Source organism: Undibacterium sp. Di27W (assembly GCF_049340345.1).
GTDB lineage: Bacteria > Pseudomonadota > Gammaproteobacteria > Burkholderiales > Burkholderiaceae_D > Undibacterium.
In genome coordinates this window covers 1-15,801 of the sequence record NZ_JBMPOS010000028.1, presented here as the reverse complement: position 1 = coordinate 15,801, position 15,801 = coordinate 1, and the positions used below count along the sequence as shown (strand labels likewise).

At 44.0% G+C, this 15,801-nt stretch carries 10 protein-coding genes and 4 pseudogenes; 7 read left to right on the top strand and 7 right to left on the bottom strand.

What is annotated here, in order from left to right; translation table 11 throughout:
- Nucleotides 1-306: 306 nt before the first annotated feature.
- The 4 genes from ACO0LF_RS29970 to ACO0LF_RS29955 form a co-directional block, all read right to left on the bottom strand.
- Nucleotides 307-2,559: an ATP-binding protein gene (locus tag ACO0LF_RS29970; RefSeq protein ID WP_423020840.1), complete on the bottom strand. Its 2,253-nt coding sequence runs from the start codon at nucleotides 2,557-2,559 to the stop codon at nucleotides 307-309.
- Nucleotides 2,547-3,032: a cache domain-containing protein gene (locus ACO0LF_RS29965; RefSeq protein WP_423020838.1), complete on the bottom strand. Its 486-nt coding sequence runs from the start codon at nucleotides 3,030-3,032 to the stop codon at nucleotides 2,547-2,549. The genes ACO0LF_RS29970 and ACO0LF_RS29965 overlap by 13 nt, the downstream gene beginning before the upstream one ends.
- A 124-nt stretch (nucleotides 3,033-3,156) precedes the next feature.
- Complete coding sequence (locus ACO0LF_RS29960) at nucleotides 3,157-3,624, bottom strand: cache domain-containing protein (RefSeq protein ID WP_423020836.1); 468 nt, start codon at nucleotides 3,622-3,624, stop codon at nucleotides 3,157-3,159.
- Nucleotides 3,625-4,096: 472 nt separating this feature from the next.
- A complete protein-coding gene (locus ACO0LF_RS29955; protein WP_423020834.1) occupies nucleotides 4,097-5,428 on the bottom strand; it encodes a diguanylate cyclase domain-containing protein in 1,332 nt (443 codons plus the stop codon).
- Between the two features lie 434 nt (nucleotides 5,429-5,862).
- Between ACO0LF_RS29955 and ACO0LF_RS29950 the strand changes: the two are divergent.
- Nucleotides 5,863-6,021 (top strand): annotated as a pseudogene (locus ACO0LF_RS29950) (IS30 family transposase); the annotation flags it as partial.
- Between the two features lie 31 nt (nucleotides 6,022-6,052).
- Here the strand turns inward: ACO0LF_RS29950 and ACO0LF_RS29945 are convergent.
- Nucleotides 6,053-6,725 (bottom strand): annotated as a pseudogene (locus tag ACO0LF_RS29945) (IS3 family transposase); the annotation flags it as partial.
- A 694-nt stretch (nucleotides 6,726-7,419) separates the two neighbouring features.
- Between ACO0LF_RS29945 and ACO0LF_RS29940 the strand changes: the two are divergent.
- From ACO0LF_RS29940 to ACO0LF_RS29930, 3 genes and pseudogenes are all read left to right on the top strand, one after another.
- Nucleotides 7,420-7,654, top strand: a pseudogene (locus ACO0LF_RS29940) (group II intron reverse transcriptase/maturase); the annotation flags it as partial.
- Nucleotides 7,655-8,794: 1,140 nt separating this feature from the next.
- Nucleotides 8,795-8,953, top strand: a pseudogene (locus ACO0LF_RS29935) (transposase); the annotation flags it as partial.
- Between the two features lie 195 nt (nucleotides 8,954-9,148).
- Nucleotides 9,149-10,120, top strand: coding sequence for a GlxA family transcriptional regulator (locus ACO0LF_RS29930; protein ID WP_423020832.1), 972 nt, complete (start codon nucleotides 9,149-9,151; stop codon nucleotides 10,118-10,120).
- Nucleotides 10,121-10,379: 259 nt separating this feature from the next.
- Here ACO0LF_RS29930 and ACO0LF_RS29925 read toward each other — a convergent pair whose 3' ends face one another.
- Nucleotides 10,380-11,018: an IS3 family transposase gene (locus ACO0LF_RS29925; protein WP_423020830.1), complete on the bottom strand. Its 639-nt coding sequence runs from the start codon at nucleotides 11,016-11,018 to the stop codon at nucleotides 10,380-10,382.
- Nucleotides 11,019-11,843: 825 nt separating this feature from the next.
- On the opposite strand from ACO0LF_RS29925, the gene ACO0LF_RS29920 reads away from it, so the two are divergent.
- The 3 genes from ACO0LF_RS29920 to ACO0LF_RS29910 all read left to right on the top strand — a co-directional run bounded on the left by ACO0LF_RS29920 (nucleotide 11,844) and on the right by ACO0LF_RS29910 (nucleotide 13,988).
- The gene (locus ACO0LF_RS29920; RefSeq protein WP_423020828.1) at nucleotides 11,844-12,152 is read left to right on the top strand and encodes a DUF1272 domain-containing protein; all 309 of its coding nucleotides are present in this window, start codon (nucleotides 11,844-11,846) and stop codon (nucleotides 12,150-12,152) included.
- Between the two features lie 105 nt (nucleotides 12,153-12,257).
- Nucleotides 12,258-13,181, top strand: coding sequence for a DMT family transporter (locus ACO0LF_RS29915; RefSeq protein ID WP_423020826.1), 924 nt, complete (start codon nucleotides 12,258-12,260; stop codon nucleotides 13,179-13,181).
- Nucleotides 13,182-13,547: 366 nt separating this feature from the next.
- Complete coding sequence (locus ACO0LF_RS29910) at nucleotides 13,548-13,988, top strand: hypothetical protein (protein ID WP_423020824.1); 441 nt, start codon at nucleotides 13,548-13,550, stop codon at nucleotides 13,986-13,988.
- Between the two features lie 867 nt (nucleotides 13,989-14,855).
- On the opposite strand, the gene ACO0LF_RS29905 is transcribed toward ACO0LF_RS29910, so the two are convergent.
- On the bottom strand, nucleotides 14,856-15,668 hold the full coding sequence (locus ACO0LF_RS29905; protein ID WP_423020822.1) for a hypothetical protein: 813 nt from the start codon (nucleotides 15,666-15,668) through the stop codon (nucleotides 14,856-14,858).
- Nucleotides 15,669-15,801 lie beyond the last annotated feature (133 nt).

Genomic DNA, 15,801 nt, shown 5'->3' with positions numbered 1-15,801 from the left:
CTTCAAATTGCACTTCTTTCAGATCCAGAGTTAATTGTTTTCGGCGGCGTAATTGCTTACCATTCTTGCAAGTTTTGGTTTTAAACCAGCTTGAAAGCTGTAAAGCATATTTATCGATGGAATGGTTGTTTGTCGCTTTGTATAAGCCGGCTCTGTGACTTCAAAACGCGGTTGCGAGATGCTAGTCGTCTGGCGATCTTCCGTAATGGAATCTGGTCACGAATGCGCCAGCGTCGAATAATACGTATTAATGGCACGGCAAACATTCCTATCGACTACTTATCAAGATAAGTAGTATGTTTACTATCATGGCCTATAAACAGGACTCTCGGTTTCTGTTTTACCTAACGTGAGCTTGCCCTTCACTTTTAAGGGCAGACGGATGAGTATATTTGCGCCTGCATTGACTGAGCTTTCTACTTTAATACTCCCTTCCAGAGTGGTAGTTACCAGGTTGTAGACGATATTCATACCCAACCCAGAGCCACCCTGACCCAGTTTGGTGGTGAAAAACGGATCAAAGATACGGCCCAGATGCTCAGGAGCGATCCCCAAACCATCGTCAGAGAAGCTTAATTCCACTTCGTCATCTGGTAGAAGTCTGCTGCGCAAATGCATATTCCCCAATATTCGTCCTTCAAAACCATGCACGATGGCATTGCTGACCAAATTGGTGATAATCTGGACCAAGGCACCTGGGTAACTATCCATATTGATTCCTGCTTCCAGTTGCAAATACAGTTGATGTTGTTTGATGAACATCGGTTCTATCGTTACTATCAACTCTTGTAATACTTGCTGTAAATCGAAACAGCGTCTGCAATCACTGGACTGGTCTGCGGCGACTTGCTTGAAACTGGCTACCAGGGTTGCGGCTCTTTCCAGGTTGCGGGTGACGATAAAACCGCCTTCATGGATTAGTTCGGCCATCGAATTCAATACGGAGCGACGCGGGCGCTCGCTTTTCAGTTCTTCCAGCAGGTTATCTGTATATGCTTCCATGCTGCTGGAAGCTGTCAGACTGTTTCCTAGAGGCGTATTCAATTCATGCGCAACACCGGCAACCAGCATGCCAAGAGCCGCCATTTTTTCCGTACGCACTATTTCACTTTGCATGGCTGTGATTGAACTCAGGGCGTCTTGCAAATTCACGGTACGCTCAGCGACACGCTGTTCTAGTTGCTCGTTGAGTTGGCGAATTTCGCTTTCGACTTCGCGCTGTCGACTGATATCTATGGGCGAAAAAATCACCACTTTCTGCCCTTCGGATTCAAGCATGCGTGCTGACAATAGACAAGTTATGATCTGGCCGTTTTTATGCTGGAGTAAGGCTTCATAGTTGTCGACATAAGTTTGGGTTCGCAGTTGCTGCAAATAAGGAGAGCGAGCCTGCGTTTCTTTCCAGAGTGCGAGTTGGGCAGGAGTCCTCCCCAAAAATTCCAGACGTGTATAGCCGAATTGCAAGAGCAAGGCATTATTGACTTCTATTAGCACGTCATCTTCGACGGCAATGAGAGCCAATGGCACAGGTGAACTTTGGAACAAGTCTACGAAACGACTTTCACTGGCCCGCAACCTGTTTTCCGAACGTTGCAATTTATCCATGTGCAAGATCAGGTACCAGGTTAGCAGTAAGTGAAAAACAATGAAAGCGCTGGAGAAAAACAGCCGATCCCGGGTACGTGCCTGCCAGTTTATCAATATCTTATTCAGCTCGCGTCCAAACAAAGTGGTGATTGGAAAACCGCTTACCTTGCGATAAGTATATTGGTAAAGACGCTGTTCATTCGTGCTCAGAGAAGCTTCAAATGAACCTTCTACAGCAGAAGATCGCAAGGCGTGCGAGACTGCTGCAGGTAGGATATTTTGCTTGAATCCGTGATCGCTAGAGGCCGAACTGACAATGACTTGGTCATTATCGGAAAGCAGTTGTACAATTGCTTGGCTATCCTTGGCGACACGATCATAGACAGTATTGAAATAGCTTAGGGATACTTCAGTACTGATTAAACCAACATGACGACCATGGCGATCATAGAGATTGCGTGCCAGGGGCAACACCAATTCCGCATCAATGAAACGCTGCAAGGGAGAACCTATCGTTACCGAATGATATTGTGGGCGTTGCAGGAGCCAGGCGATGTAATCTCGTTCCTCGGTATTAAAGACGTAGGAAGGAAAATCCATCGTACTGACCCAGCGCTCGCCCTGGAGACCTGCGAATTGGAGGGCACCAGCGGAACGGCTGTTTTTCAGGGTTTCTTCTATAACATTGTGTATGGCTGCAGCATCACCACTCTTATCCTGACTAATGGCTTGTACGCCATTGCTTACCGTGTCAAGGCGGAGGGAGGCAGCGGCCAATTGTTGCTGTGCATGTTCTTCCAGCAAGCGTACGGCTACCAAGCCATTTTCTCTTTCCGATGCCAGCGTGTTGCGCCGATCTTCAAAGATGGCCCAGGCAGTTTGCAGCAGGATGGCGAGAGAAGTTAAACCCACGAAGATTAGCAGTACGGCACGTGGCGTTCCTAACTTCCGCCAGCGCATCATCGAGCCCATTCCTTGGGGATACCGCAGCCAAAAAACAGATCCTCAGCGCGTTCAATATAAGACGTTTTTAATTCCACAAATTTGCCACTGGTGGCACTAGGCCATTTGTAGTCAACCCAGCCTTTACCGCTTTTACTATTCGCGACATCAAGAAAACGTTTGATAATGTAAATGCCGTCAGGATCACGCATATCCAGCAAGTTCTTGCCTACTAAAGCTGGAAACGTCGTGTTGGCTCTGGTGATACCATCTCCATTTAAGTTAAACGCAAACAGATACAATTCACCGTCGACAAGCACACCTTTGGGATTATTGATTTCTGCCAGTGTGCGTTCACGGCCATGCTGATGCAGGAAAGCAATGGCTTTATGTACCAAAGCAATGACCTCATCAGGGCGTCTGGTTTTTCGCTCTGCCCGAGCTTCCGCAGGGATATTACACAAGAGCAGACTGATGAAAAAAATGGCAAGAAATTTCCACACGAACTACTCCTGAGCATGAAGCTGCTGGCACAGAAAAAGTGGACTAAGTGTGCGATGATAAGCAAGGGAGGCGTGCCGCCTTCATGTTATTAAGTAATTAGCTGACCACGATTTTAAGCATGTCTTATTTATAGATGCCGCAACCTATCCAGATATCGCCCACGCGTTCTATATACGATTTTTTTGCTTCCAAGGCCTTGGTGACTGAATTTGGCCACTTATAGTTGACCCAACCCTTGCCTTCAGGACTGACGGCAATCTTGTTTGCTTCGCGTATCAAATAAACCCCATCTACATCTTTCATGTCCAGCAATTGCTTGCCTATCATTTTCTGATTTTGACCGTGAGCCAGTACAATGCCATCACCATTAGCGCCGTAAACAAAAAAATACAACTCACCTTTAACAAATTCACCATTGGGATCACTGAAAGCTGCCAAGGCTTTTTCCTTGCCATTCTTTTTGTAGAATTCCACCCCTTTTTTAACTAATGCAATAGCCTGCTCTTCTGTTGCTTTCTCGGCTGCGATGACGGCATTACCTGTAATTAGGCCAAATAACACCATCACAAACTTAATTATTAAACTTTTCATAGTCCATCTCCATATATCGTCAAGAAAGTGGGTTAGAGCGCATTTGTGATCGCTAGCAAGTTGCAATTAAGATCAATTTAGTACGTTTTCCTACAAAAATTTTGAAAATAAATGTTAAATTACTCATCAGTCTCAGAACCGAGCGACAATATTGCACATTCTACAATCATGTCTATTGAAATTCGTAAGGTAAGATGGTAACAAATTAAATGTCAAACGCTGGAAGCAATTTAGTTAATTTTTATTTAAGAGTCTAACTGCCTCGCTCATGGGGTTGTCTTTGGTATTAATGTAGGCACTTACACGGACTTCACCACGATATAAGTATAAATAAAACTTATATAGAAGTGTCTTCATTATCAATTTTTTCCAATCTTGCCAAATTCAATTTTAAACCTTAGTTCAGCGTATTCGCCGTCTTTTTACTGTTTGTGACTCCAGTCATCTTGCAAGTGTACGCGTCAGCCTACTACTATACGGATGAGAAGAAACAAAATTGGTTACGTCCCGCCTTCTTTGCCATATACATTGCCTGGTCAGCATTTTTTATAAGATATTCGGGCGTACTTGCATCCTGTGGCGAGAAAGTTATACCGATGCTGGCGGATATATGAAGAGTATCATTACCAATCTGAAATGGGCGTCTCAATTCTGTCAAAATTTTCCCCGCTACTAGTTCTATATGCTTAGTGTCTAACAGATTTTGCAAAATGACAGTGAACTCATCACCGCCCATACGCGCCGCAGTATCAGTCTCGCGGATACATGACCGAAGGCGTTCCGTCACGAGCCGAAGTAAAAGGTCACCAACATCGTGCCCGTATTGGTCATTAGCTTCTTTAAAGTGGTCTAGGTCGATAAAAAGCAGGGCTGTTCGTACACCAGTCCGTGCGGCATTTCTGATCTCTTGCTCCAAACGATCAAGAAAAAAACGTCGATTGGGCAGGCCAGTTAATAGATCGTAATTTGCCTTATACCAATTTTGATCTTCTTTCGTTTTGCGTTCGGTAACGTTGCGTGCAGTACCTACAACTGCTTCCACCAACCCCTTCTTATCAAGCACGGGCACAAAAATGTAATCATAAAATCCCCATTGCCCGGAGGCTGCCGTATAAGACATTTCACTGCGAAACTGTTTTTTGGTGTAAATGACTTGCTGAATTTGGCGCTGCAATTCGGCCCCATTAGGTAGGCCTATATCGGTAAAGTTTTTACCGATCAGCTGATCTGATGGACATGCAAATAACTCAGTTAGGGCTTTATTGACATATGAGAATCTACCATCCAGAGTAAAGGTGAAGCTGATGTCGGGCAATGAAGACAAAACCGTATCGAAAACGCGCATTTGCTGCTCTTTTTCGAAGGAATAACTGATAACCGACTCTGTGATTGACTGGTCGATTGCTTCATTAAATCGAATCAGATCTCCAATAGCAGTATCAAGTATCGGCTTGTTTTGCAGTGATTTTTGCCACAGTCGAGTAACACTTGCTCGCAACGCTCTATATTCAGCTACAGCCGCCTCTAAACTGAAACCTGAAGCCAAGCGCTCCTTGCCATGGATAGTGGCCGCCGTTATCTGAACTCCAGGATCGGCGTTATGGCCTTTAGATTTTTTAATTTCTTCGTGTCGTGTTTGTGGCTCAGCAAGATCGGCCGATATCACTTCAAGCATTTTTTTTGCGTGATCGCGCAGCATAGCTTTATCCCAGCGTTGCTCAGACGGAGCCAAAGTTGCAGCGAAATCTTCCCACTCTTGAAGAATACATTCGAGGTCATGAAGAATAAAATCTGCTAATCGCATGATGATTTCTTGAATGCTAAGCCATGTATAACGCTATGATGTTAGCAAATTAAGTTAAAGTATATTGATATTAAGTATATCTTAATTCGGAGAAACTATTGATCCCATAGTTTCAAGTCCGCCCTTACAGCAATAAGCCATATCACACTAATCACAACCCTAAATTTTCGAAAATATTAAGCGGTTGCATACAGGAATTATCCTAAGCCACCAATAAAGTAAACAAAAGCAAAAAATTACCACGTTCTACCTAGAACAGAAACACAAGCATTGAATAAAGTCAATAAAACCGGTACGAATGAAAGAAGTAAAACAACAGAATGGGGGCTAGTTGAAGAAATCGCAGCTTAGCAGTATGCATAAATGCTGTATCAGCTTCACCACTTGATGTTGAAGTCAGTGTTTTCAAGTCGTTTGGACTAAACTAGGTAATTGTCCTGCGACAATACTTCCCAAAGGGCACAGACCTGTTTCGGTGGAGTGCTCGTGAGATCCAGGCTGTTACCAATGCACTGATCTCCAGACCCCGAAAAACGCTTGGCTGGAAGACGCCAGCCAAAGCACTGGACGAGTACCTAAGAACTGGTCAATAATCTAGTGTTGCGACGACCGGTTGAATCCGCCTTGACTACCTCGGGCTGAGTGGTGAATCAGTCCAGGCAGTGGGCATTTATGACGGACGGCACGCAGAGTGCTTGCGCAGTCAATGCTTGTGTCATACGATCGCTCACGGCATAGCCGACGATCTCGCAGGTATACACATCCATGATCCCTGCCAGATAAAGTCATCCTTCGTCAGTATTGATATAGGTGATATCAGTTAGCCATACTTCGCTTGGACGGCTTGGAGTAAATTTCTGATTCAACAGATTCTCTGCAACAGGAAGAGAGTGATTCGAGTTGGTCGTGGCTTTGAACTTGCGCTTATGCTTGCAACGTAAAGCAAGCTCACGACGCAAACGGGCAATACGGTCACGACCGGCTTTAAATCCTTGCGCCGCCAGTTCTGGCTGCATACGCAGCGGGCCATAGGTCTCAGGCTTTGTTTGTGCACAGCGGTAATGGCCAGCTTCAGGCGTTCATCCATCTTGACGCGCTGCGACGTTGTCGCCACTCAGCCAAGCATAAAATCCGCTGCGCGAAATACCAAAGGAGCGGCACAAAGTTGTCATTGGGTAGGCAAGTCGCATGGTCTTCATGAACGCGTATTTGGCAATGACTCCTGCGCAAAATACGCTGCCGCCTTTTTTACAACATCTCGCTCCATACGCGTCTCTGCCAGTTCCCTGCGCAGTTTGAAGTACCCTGGCTATTTCGGACACTCTTGTTTGTTAAAATAAACGATCAGGAGAGATAATGAGACACAAAAATACTTACGCACCGAAATTGCGGGAAGAAGTCATCAAGCTTGTTTTGGCGCAAAGCTTGACACTAGGAGAGGCATCGCGTATTGCTATTCCGAAATGCACCTTAGTTTGTTGGGTAAATGCTAGCAAGACTCAACCATTCGAGCATGAGTATGGCCCAGTTGTTTGTAGCCTTCAAATCCTATGCAGATACATCGCTATTCGATGAAGTGCTCGACCAAATGACCGGGTTCAAAGTAGATTTGATTAAGTCCTGGCTTGGGAGTCCTTGAGCGGCGTTGCTGAACGCAAAATTAAAAGAGTTTACCAAAATCTGGAAATGCATCTATGAGAAACAAACCAAATTGCTGGACATCGACGATGTCGGTCCAGCTGTCAAGCAACGTGCTGAGCTGACGTTGAATGGGCACGCAAGGGCATGGTGGATCTAGGTGTGCTCCCATAAACGCCGGACGTCACATTTCAACGAATCTTCAAATGAATGGCATCAAAGCAAGTAGCAAAAAAAAACCGCCGATGAGATTTAGCAGTCTATTGCGCAGGTTCAGTCTGGATACGCCAAGGTTTACATTTGTGCGATTGCAAAAGTGGCAGGGGGTCACCCCCTGACCTAATTCATAATACCTATGGCTGAATGACTTTCATCCTACGTCATATCGATTCAGACCGACCCAAAGTCGTGCCCCATGCGAAACGTACGGTCAAACTTCAACTACAAGATGGTGGTTTTGAAAGTACCGCAGGCCGCTGGGTGATTGAAGGAGATTTCGCCAGCTACATTAACACCGTACAACATCGCTTGCTCATGAAGGGAATTCGTAAGCGTAACGCCGATCATCGCTTGCTGGCACTACATTGGACACATCATAGAATAGCATGGGCAACCGCAGGCGTTAAAATGTGACAATGAGCCGGAATTTATCACCGCCAACCTGGTCGCCTTGGCTGAACGACGCAGGATCAAGATTAAGTATATCCAACCTAGGCAGCAGCAAAATCCTATATGGAACGCTACAACCGGACGGTGCGTTACGGCTAGCCCACCATCTGTTTGATAATGTGAATGAAGTACAGGATTTCGCCATGCGCTGGCTATGGACGTACAATCGCGAACCGCTCAACATGGTCTTGGGAGGGGCTACTCCCCAACAAAAACTCGCCGTTCAGGCATAGTACTACTTCACCTGCGGTTAAAATTGGGGGGCCTACCAATGAAAATATTTTTTTTACTCGCTCAAATAATTCTAGAGCGACGCGAGTAAGTCAAAAAAAATATACTTTTCAAGGCTTTTTGAACAGTTTAAATAGGATGAAAACAGAAATAACTGAAACTGCAATACATAACCAAAATAGTGAAACTGTAAAAGTTTTGCGATGAATTATAGCCGTAATGGCTGGTCCGAGACATATCATATATCTGGCGAACAAAGTCATTCTTTTCATCAATAGCTTTCTATATTTTAACGCTGGCAATTTTGAATGGAGATCGGAATACATAGGCGACTCGACGACAGATGTCTCTACTATGTGAAGCGTCGGAACACCAGAGGTTCATATAATACCTTCAGTCGTAGTATCTCAGCAATCACTGCCTATATATAATGTCTCTCAAGCAACATGATTGAGCATCATACCTGAATTCGATACTTTCAATTTCTAACCTGGATTCAGTTCATACAATAGTCTTTAAGCAGAAATTAGATTCCGTAGCTCACGGCCTTAAACAATTAGAAGTCACAGAACTCACCATTTTAATTCAGGAATCTCAGATTAAGTAAACGCGACCTAATTCAGAAACGTAACAGAAGGAAGCACTATCTGACTTATGGCATCGACAAGAGACCCGTTATTGGGGGAGATTCTGCGTACATAGGCTAAAAACAGACCGCGCCTAACAAAGCACCAAAGGGGAGAGATTTTATGAACCGCCGCGCTGCACGCGGTCACCCATTGACAGACGCAGAGCGCTTGACCAACCACCGCAAGCGAGTATCGTGCCAAGGTAGAGCATGCCTTTGGCATCATCAAGCGCGTGTTTGAATTTGCGAAAGTGCGTTATCGTGGGTTGCAAAAGAACGCGCATCGCTTGTTTGTCACGTGTGCACTCCCGAATCTGTTCATGGTCCGCAGGCGCTTGACGCGCATGCAAAGGGCATAGTTTGTCGATTGTGCGCGAGATCGCGCAAGAACAAGGAAAAGTCGAAGAAATCCGTTCCAATTTCCACCAAAAACCTAGTCTCGCAAGCACGTTTTATGAATTACTGACACATCGTTTTGACGTTCGAGAAAATTAGAATAAATTAGAAGTTCCTTAACTTTGATATTGGCAGAATTGACAATAATACGATATATTATGCCAATGGTAAAATCTATTCATGTAGCGATAATTGTTTTTGATGGCGTCCAAATTCTTGACGTAATGGGTCCAGCCGCCGTGTTTAACGCTGCCAACGAAGCTGTATGTCTTCCTTATTATTGCGTACACATTCTTTCGCCCTACGGTGGTAACGTAAATAGTAATTCTGGAATTACTATCGATTCGCAGGCATTAAATAGTGTATCAGCACGATCTATCGACACCATGCTTATTAGTGGAGGCAACGTTGATAAAGTAGTCGAATTTTCTTCCGACGGAGAGGTGCAAAAATGGGTAAAGAAAGTTAGCATAAGTGCACGTCGCTTTGGCTCCGTTTGTACGGGTGCTTTCGCACTCGGAAAATTTGGTTTAATAAGTGGGAAGCGGGTCACGACCCACTGGTCTGCTTGTTCTGAATTGAGGAGTCATTACCCTGACGCACAAGTCGACGCGGATGCGTTATACGTTGAAGACGGCAAATTATGGACTTCAGCAGGGGTTACTACTGGTATTGATATGAGTCTAGCGATGGTTGCAAATGATCTTGGTGACGGCATTGCTGATGCTATTGCAAAGGAGTTAGTGCTCTACGCACGCCGCCCTGGCCATCAATCGCAATTCAGTTCCCTACTAAAAGCCCAGCTAGATTCTGGAGCACCCTTTTCCCAATTGATCAATTGGATAAAAGAAAATCTTGCTGAGTCTCTTGATGTATCTGCGTTGGCAAATCGGGCGATGATGTCAGACCGAACTTTTTCTCGGAAATTTACAAGCGCCGTTGGCGAGTCCCCTGCTCATTTTGTGGAAACGATTCGACTGGACCATGCACGACAACTACTCACAACTGCATTATCGCTAAAGGAAATCGCTGAGCAAACAGGTTATCAGAATGCAGCACAGTTTATAAAAGCATTTAATCGACGCTTCGGTATAAGTCCTGCGTTTTTTCGGAAAATGAATGCGGAGTGAATTGAGTGAAAAAATTTTTGATCACGCTCTAAATTTTCTCGAACCTCATAATGATGAGATGAGCCGTTAATTTTTAAAATATACGCACACGAATATAATAATCAAAGATATTAGTGGATGGCGTGCTTGAATTTTTTTTGCGCAAGTGCCCCTTTGCACAAGAGTTAAACATCTGTTGACCATGAATAAATTTGCCAGTGCGTAGGTTGCAAAAGATGATGAGTATTCTTCGCAATCCTGGATAACATGCTTTCGCAAATCAAAATATACGCTTATGTCGCTTGGCAAGGTGTTGAATTCCATGCTGTCGCATCTTCCTGCATAATGTGAGGTGTACTGTCAATGGCGGACACTCGTGTTTCAAGCGGTCTGCGATTGTTGATTGAAATTTATTCAACAGCTTATCTGCAATTGGAAGAAGGTGATTCGAGTTGGTTGTGGCTTTGAACTTGCGTTTTTGCTTGCTGCGTAAAGCAAGCTCTCGACGTAAGCGGGCAATATGGTCGCGACTGGCTTTAAATCCTTGTGCCGCCAGTTCTGGCTGCATACGTAGCGGGCCGTAGGTTTCGCGGCTCTGTTTGTGTACGGCGGCAATGGCAAGCTTCAAGCCCTCGTCGGTCTTGACGCGTTGCAACGGCATCCCGCTCTGCCAGGCATAGAACCCACTGCGCACTACGCGAGACACCAAGGTACGGCACAAGGTCGTCACCGGATAATCGAGTCGCAGGGCCTTCATGAACGTGTATTTGGCAACGTCTCCTGTGCAAAACACGCTGCCGCCTTTTACGATATCTCGCTCCATGGGCATCTCTGCCAGTTCCATGCGCAGTTTGTCAACTTTTACTTCCAGTTTTGGAACTTTACGGCTTCCGGGGGTTGGCTTTGGCTGTTTGAACATTCTTGGCAGCACTCACCCAAGCAACTAACGTTCGTTCGGAATGGCAATACGCGATGCCGCTTCTTCCAGTGTCATGCCTTACGCCAAAACTAGCTTTACCGCTTCTGCCCGTAACTCCGGTGTTTAAGTCTTTTTGTGTTCATTCTTTCTCCTGATCGTTTGTTTTAACAAACAAGAGTGTCCAAAAAGTCAGGGTACCTCACTGGTCCTTGAAACCTAACTGCCAATCGCCCCTTTCTCTTACAACTGCAGCGCTACTAGAGGGTTGATAAATATATGTTCAAGATACGTTCGGAACTTCTCGTGAGCCAGTATGAATGCTAAGGAACGGAAATGATTCACTCGGAATTTATTAATGTCAGGGCTCGTTCAAGCATAAAACAAATCATTGCGTTCTAATCGTATCGCAAATTTGTTGTTCATTGTTGCGGTTTATGCTGCGTCTTAATCCATGTGTCGTTAGCAATCTAGGCGCTTTACAGATGCCGAAATGATTTAAATAATAATTATTTGGTCTTTAAGCGACTGTCGCAGATAGTTCCGAAATGCAAATAAGATATTGGCTTAATTTACTATATTATTGTCATTTGCGCCGATAGTGATTTTAATTAAAATGAGAACTCCTTCTTGCAAAAAAGTAGGCCAAATTAGTTCTTAAAATTTTTGCAATCGTTGAATATGTGTTCACAATCGATGTGCAAAAGTCGAAAGATACAAAAGCGTCCTAAAAGAATAAATTGTGACTCGAACCAATTAATTGACAACATTAATTACCTAAGACGCGAATATCAATACAGACTAACTACCAATACAGAAAGAATATTCATGTTGGAATTAAGACCAAATTGCGAACATTGCCAAACTGCTCTCCCTCCTAGTTCAGCAGACGCTCGCATATGCACTTTTGAATGCACGTTCTGCGTACATTGCGTCGACAACATCTTATTTAATGTCTGTCCAAACTGCGGTGGGGGATTTGAAAAAAGGCCAATCAGGCCATCCAAAAATTGGAAAAATGAAAATTACTTAGGGCGTTATCCAGCGAAAGACGAAGCTAAATACAAACCTATAGATCAAGCGGAACATTTTTTGTTTGCAGGCGCCATTAGAGATATCAAACCCGAAGCAAGGTAAAAAAATATTACACATCTGGAAATCGACTCTCAATAATATATAAATAACTGACAGCCAATTTTCAATGATAAAAATAGTTAAATATATGGAAGCTAAGAGAAATAAATGAAACCAGAAAGTGCCGTTCGCTTAGTTGTACTTGGAAGTATCTGGGGTTTAAGTTTTATATTTATGCGTCTCGCTTCTCCAGTATTCGGTGCTATCTTGACCGCTTTTGGGCGTGTATTTTTTGGCGGATTAGTTCTACTAATTTTGGTTTTTATCAGTAAGGTAATATTGGATTGGAAACGAAACGCAAAAGCTTATTTCGTAATTGGGTTAGTTAATACAGCGTTGCCTTTTAGTCTTTTTTCCTGGGCCGCTCTATTTATTCCGTCTTCATATATGGCAATAATAAACGGCATGGCGCCTTTGTTTGCAGCGTGTTTTGCAGTTTTTTTATTGGGCGAAAATTTGTCCATCAGTCGTATTTTCGGATTTGTACTTGGTGTAACAGGTGTGGCAGTATTAGTCGGGATTGGGCCAGCGCATACGAATTTTCAGACATTATCTGGCCTTGCGGCAAGTTTTGCTGCTGCAATTTGCTATGGTTATGCCGCCATCTACGTACGCCGTGTTGCTGCGGATGTGGCACCGCTTGCAGTTGCGGCCGGCAGTCAGATTGCGGCTGCAGTATTACTTTTACCAATAGCAATCATCGCAACATGGCTGTATCCGCCTACTTGGCCTAATACAATATCACTCGCCATTAAGCCATTCGTCTCAATCCTACTGCTTGGGGTGATATGTACTGGCATTGCTTACGCACTCTATTTCCGACTCATAGCAGACGAAGGTGCTAGTAGAGCAGTAACTGTCGCTTTTCTGATACCAATAGCGGCTTCAATTTGGGCTTCATTGGTTCTAAATGAGCGCATTACTATTGGAACACTTTGTGGAATGTCTTTAGTTATAATCGCAATTGGAATAATTCTTGGATTGGTGCAAATACCGCAATGGCGGTTGATAACCAAAATACAAAAAGAGTAATTTATTATTTCGGCAAAGCAGAACTTTTACTGAACACTTTGAGAGAAATAGAGTCACTTCAAGCCGTCTGGTGCGCCCCTGTCTCCACTCATTCCGTCGAGATATCATTTACTAGTGACGATTTCAATAAATTTTGACATCAGCCTCACCAATGAAACCAGGTTCCTTTTCCTGGGATACCAACGTCTATTTAAATTCCTTGCCGTCTTCAAGATATCACTATCAAAACGCTCCTTACCCTTTACAAAATTAATGGGGAAATAATTCATCGTCTTGCCTAGACACATGGATATAGTACATGATGCTTGGTTTTGTGAAGCTATACTGATATAGAAATTTATATTTTTAGCATGGAAGTGAGAGCATATGAAACCTTGGCAAGGTGCTCAATTTATGGTGTTAGCTGGTTTAACTACTGGCTTCTTAATTGGAAGAAATAAGGGAATTTCGGAAGGATTTGAATCTGCTAGTAAAGCATATAATCAATGGTCTGTTCAATTGATGCGACGCGATCCGAACCTTAGAATAGATTCAATTTTGCTTGTACCCAATGATGCACACGTGCGTGTGCCGCAATGTGATCCTGATGAAAAATTATCGGCGACTCCGTGGCGCCGTCCTGAAAAAGAGTATAAGGATAATGCAAGCGTTAAGTTGATAGATGGAGTCATCGAAATAAACATTCCAGAACCGGACAGACAAGGGGAATCTCGAGTGGCTATCATCGTTGGCTGCAGGAAAAAAGTCCCTACTGAAGACGTAAAAGATTTGACTAGGTCATGGGAAATTCCGCCCAACCTCAGATGATTACTGACCCCTCTTCCGCTTTTTAGCTTCGGCTAATCTATTGCAAACTAACATTTGCAAATTAACATTTATTCGATCCAATTCGTTGAGGCGACGGTTGCTTGGTAGGTTATATTCATAAGAAAATGTACCAACTAGTACTTAGTATATGCGAAAGGAACTGTAAGTGATTATTCCAGCTTTTCCAGAGAACGTATGGATAATAAAGTCGGCTATATTTGTCAATGCACTGTTTTCTATTGGATTCTATTTTTGTGTTTTAAAAAGCCGTAATGTAAGCGAATTCGAAATTGTATGGCTAAGTATTATGGGGATCCTATCCGTCTGTACGCTTACTACAGGGCGTAGCGAAATTCGACAGCATCAGCTTGAACTGATAAAAACACGTCTGTTTTTGGGACTAATTCCGTTATGGTCAAAACGGTATAATCTAGTAGAGTTTAAATGTGTCAAAAGATATGTGAAGCGAGCAATAGGATACGATTCTGGCAGCGAAGGAATATATCGCCCATCCATTGTGCTCGTACATCGCGATGGAAATGAGGTATTGCTACAAAGTTTCGCTGACTGCGAAAGCAACGTTCATCCGTTATCACAGCGCTGGGCATCGAAGATAGCAGGTACATCTGAACTTCATCTAATCGACAGGGTTGAAACTTGGTGAGAAGTTCATTTTACATGGCAGGCAGAATACATATATAAAAGCGCAAGCATGTCGGCTAACTTGGATCGGAATATTTGCCTTCGCCGTCAGGTATTACCAATTTTTGGTTTTCAGCTGAATGTATAACCATCTGCTCTAATTGCACATCACGCGACAAACTTAGCAGAATTTCGACTTGATTTTTTAACGCGATAAAAACATGATTATTTCGCTTGCAGTAGACGCTGGCTTACTTCCTCAACTATAGTTTCAGAATATACCTTTCCGGTTTTCTCTGTTTCTGTCATCAGAGCGCGCCAGATGATGGGTGCGTCAAGATTAAGCGTCATGAAATTTTGTAGGCCACAAACATAATCGTATTCATACACGTGTGCACCCGTCTTGATTTTGTTGCATTGCTCTATGGCCTTACTTTTGTAGCTAGCGACCTGATCAATTGTCCAGATACCAGTCTGCTGTAAGGCATCCAGCGCCATCATTTCGGCACCTCCCTCATGAATCCAGGCGGCACCTTCACCAATGCCTCCAGCGTCGACACTGTCTTGCCAGATATGCGCCATTTCATGGGAAACGATTTTAGTTACTAGTTCGCGCATACGAGCCGACTCTTTTGTCAAGACTTTGCCCGCCATACGGTAAGTGATTTGTCCGTTAGTAGCACCACCTTTCATTGAAAAAACGCTGCTATCGAGATCAACAACAGAGATCATCAACACCAATTCGCGCTTCAATGGCCGTTGGTAAGTTTTCTCGTAATAGCTCGATATCTTGCCACCGGTATTGAGAATCAGATCATCTATCCATCGCGGCAGCGCCGGATCGATGATTACCTTGGCAGCCCCCACTTGTTTTGGTTTTAGGGGGCCGAAGTACGCATAGGCTGCGAGGCTACGATCTTCATCTTCAAAACGTGGCGGCATAATCACGGTTTCGCCCGGTAAACCATAGTAGCTGGCATGGGTTAGCAAATCGCGTTTCTGCGCACCCTGATAAGCGTCTCCCAGAAAAAAACCCATATATACTGATGTATCCTGGCTTTTTCGGACATTCCTGTTTGTTAAAATAAACGATCAGGAGAAATAATGAAACAGAAAAAAAGATATACCCCGGAACTGCGGGAAGAAGCGGTGAAACTTGTATTGGCGCAAG

Excerpts from the sequence above, each read along its gene's own strand:
- ACO0LF_RS29955 (WP_423020834.1), bottom strand. The coding sequence starts at position 5,428 with ATGCGATTAGCAGATTTTATTCTTCATGACCTCGAATGTATTCTTCAA.
- ACO0LF_RS29960 (WP_423020836.1), bottom strand. The coding sequence starts at position 3,624 with ATGAAAAGTTTAATAATTAAGTTTGTGATGGTGTTATTTGGCCTAATT.
- ACO0LF_RS29910 (WP_423020824.1), top strand. The coding sequence starts at position 13,548 with ATGAAACCTTGGCAAGGTGCTCAATTTATGGTGTTAGCTGGTTTAACT.
- ACO0LF_RS29925 (WP_423020830.1), bottom strand. The coding sequence starts at position 11,018 with ATGTTCAAACAGCCAAAGCCAACCCCCGGAAGCCGTAAAGTTCCAAAA.
- ACO0LF_RS29905 (WP_423020822.1), bottom strand. The coding sequence starts at position 15,668 with ATGGGTTTTTTTCTGGGAGACGCTTATCAGGGTGCGCAGAAACGCGAT.
- ACO0LF_RS29930 (WP_423020832.1), top strand. The coding sequence starts at position 9,149 with ATGCCAATGGTAAAATCTATTCATGTAGCGATAATTGTTTTTGATGGC.
- ACO0LF_RS29915 (WP_423020826.1), top strand. The coding sequence starts at position 12,258 with ATGAAACCAGAAAGTGCCGTTCGCTTAGTTGTACTTGGAAGTATCTGG.
- ACO0LF_RS29920 (WP_423020828.1), top strand. The coding sequence starts at position 11,844 with ATGTTGGAATTAAGACCAAATTGCGAACATTGCCAAACTGCTCTCCCT.
- ACO0LF_RS29970 (WP_423020840.1), bottom strand. The coding sequence starts at position 2,559 with ATGGGCTCGATGATGCGCTGGCGGAAGTTAGGAACGCCACGTGCCGTA.